Here is a 2,030-nt window from a genome sequence, read left to right as displayed (position 1 = left end):
TCCGGAACCGATATCCCTCTCCCCCCCCCCCCCCCCCCCCCCCCCCCCCCCCCCCCCCCCCCCCCCCCCCCCCCTGAAACACCGGCGGCGCGCCGCACGCGCGCCGTCCCACCCACCGGGAGTATGCATGAGACGTTTCAGACCGCTCCGGGCCTGCCTCACCGCGGTGGCCACGCTGGCCGCCTCGGCGGGCCTGGTGATGGGGGCCGGGGAGACGGCCCACGCGGCCACCGCCCTGCCCCCGCACGTATTCGCCCCCTACTTCGAGGCGTACAGCAACGACAGCCCGGCCGACCTCGCCGCGAAGTCCGGAGCGAAGTACCTGACCATGGCGTTCCTGCAAGCCGCCACCAAGGGCTCCTGCACGCCGTACTGGAACGGCAACCAGTCCCAGCCGGTCTCGCCCGAGGTCTTCGGCGCCGACTTCACCACCATCCGCTCGCGCGGCGGGGACGTCATCCCGTCCTTCGGCGGCTACACCGCGGACAACACCGGTACGGAGATCGCCGACAGCTGCACCGACGTCGACGCGATAGCCGCCGCGTTCGAGAAGGTCATCACCACCTACGACATCCCCCGGATCGACCTCGACATCGAGGACAACTCCCTCACCAACAGCGGCGGCATAGACCGCCGCAACAAGGCCATCAAGAAGGTGCAGGACTGGGCCGCCGCCAACGGCCGCTCCATCCAGTTCTCGTACACCCTCCCCACGACGACGAGCGGCCTCGCGGACAGCGGACTGGCCGTCCTGCGCAACGCGGTGAGCAACGGCGCCCGCGTCGACGTCGTCAACCTCATGACCTTCGACTACTACGACGGCGCCACCCACCAGATGGCCACCGACACCCAGCGCGCCGCCGCCGGGCTGCACGGCCAGCTCACCGGGCTCTACTCCGGTAAGACCCCCGCACAGTTGTGGGGCATGATCGGCGTCACCGAGATGCCCGGCATCGACGACTACGGCCCGGCCGAGACCTTCACCACCGCCGACGCCGCCACCGTCTACAACTGGGCCGTCGACAAGGGCATCAACACCCTCTCCTTCTGGGCGCTCCAGCGTGACAACGGCGGCTGCCCCGGCACCGGCGGCTCCGACACCTGCTCGGGCATCGTGCAGGACACCTGGTTCTTCAGCCACGCCTTCGCACCGTTCACCGGCGGCGGGCCGGCCGCCGACGACTTCTCCCTCGCCACGGCCCCCGGCTCCGCGACCCTGCCCCAAGGCGGCTCCGCCACCGCGACCGTGAGCACCGCGGTCACCAACGGCACCGCCCAGCGCATCGAACTGACCGTCCAGGGGGCCCCGGCCGGCGTCACGGCCACCGTCGATCCGACGACTGTGACCGCCGGCGGAACGGCCAAGCTCAGCGTCAGCGCCGCCGCGAGCACCGTCCCCGGCACCTATCCGATCACCGTCAAGGGCGCGGCCGGGGCCGTCAGCCACTCCGCCACCTACACCCTGACCGTCACCGGCCCCGGCGGCGGGGGGACCCCGGCCAACGGCGGCTTCGAGACCGGCGGCCTCGGGCCGTGGACCTGCCAGCCGGGCGGCGCCGTGGTGGACAGCCCGGCGCACTCCGGCAGTCACGCGCTGCGCGTGGCGCCCACCGCGAGCCAGACCGGCGAATGCTCGCAGACGCTCACCCTGGCCCCCCGCACCCACTACAACCTGACCGGCTGGGTGCAGGGCGGCTACGCCTACATCGGGGTCAAGGGCGACGCCACCGCGAGCGCCTGGTCCGCGGCCGGCGCCTGGACCAAGCTCACCGTCCCCTTCACCACCGGCGCGACCGGCACGGTCACCGTCTACACCCACGGCTGGTACGGGCAGAACAGCGTGTACGCGGACGACTTCGCCATCACCTGACACCGCGTTCGGGACAGCCGTACATCCGGCCCGCCCTGACGGCGGTTCAGGGCGGGCCGTACCCCGGCCCCGGCCCCGGCCCCGGCCCCGGGGGAGGGGGGGGGGGGGGGGGGGGGGGGGGGAGTGGGGGGGGGGGGGGGGGGTAGTTGCGAAGGAAAAC

General features: G+C 73.0%; 1 protein-coding gene. It reads left to right on the top strand.

From position 1 onward, the window contains the following. Positions 1-127 precede the first annotated feature (127 nt). A complete protein-coding gene (locus tag AC07AB_RS29530) occupies positions 128-1,870 on the top strand; it encodes a carbohydrate binding domain-containing protein (protein ID WP_478573045.1) in 1,743 nt (580 codons plus the stop codon). Positions 1,871-2,030 lie beyond the last annotated feature (160 nt).

The organism is Streptomyces sp. NPDC044033, assembly GCF_056434425.1.
Note: the sequence above shows the minus strand (reverse complement) of the source record. Positions and strands in the feature narration are given on the sequence as shown.

What these genes read in the sequence shown, in the direction of transcription:
- AC07AB_RS29530 (WP_478573045.1), top strand. Translation starts at nt 128, where the DNA reads ATGAGACGTTTCAGACCGCTCCGGGCCTGCCTCACCGCGGTGGCCACG.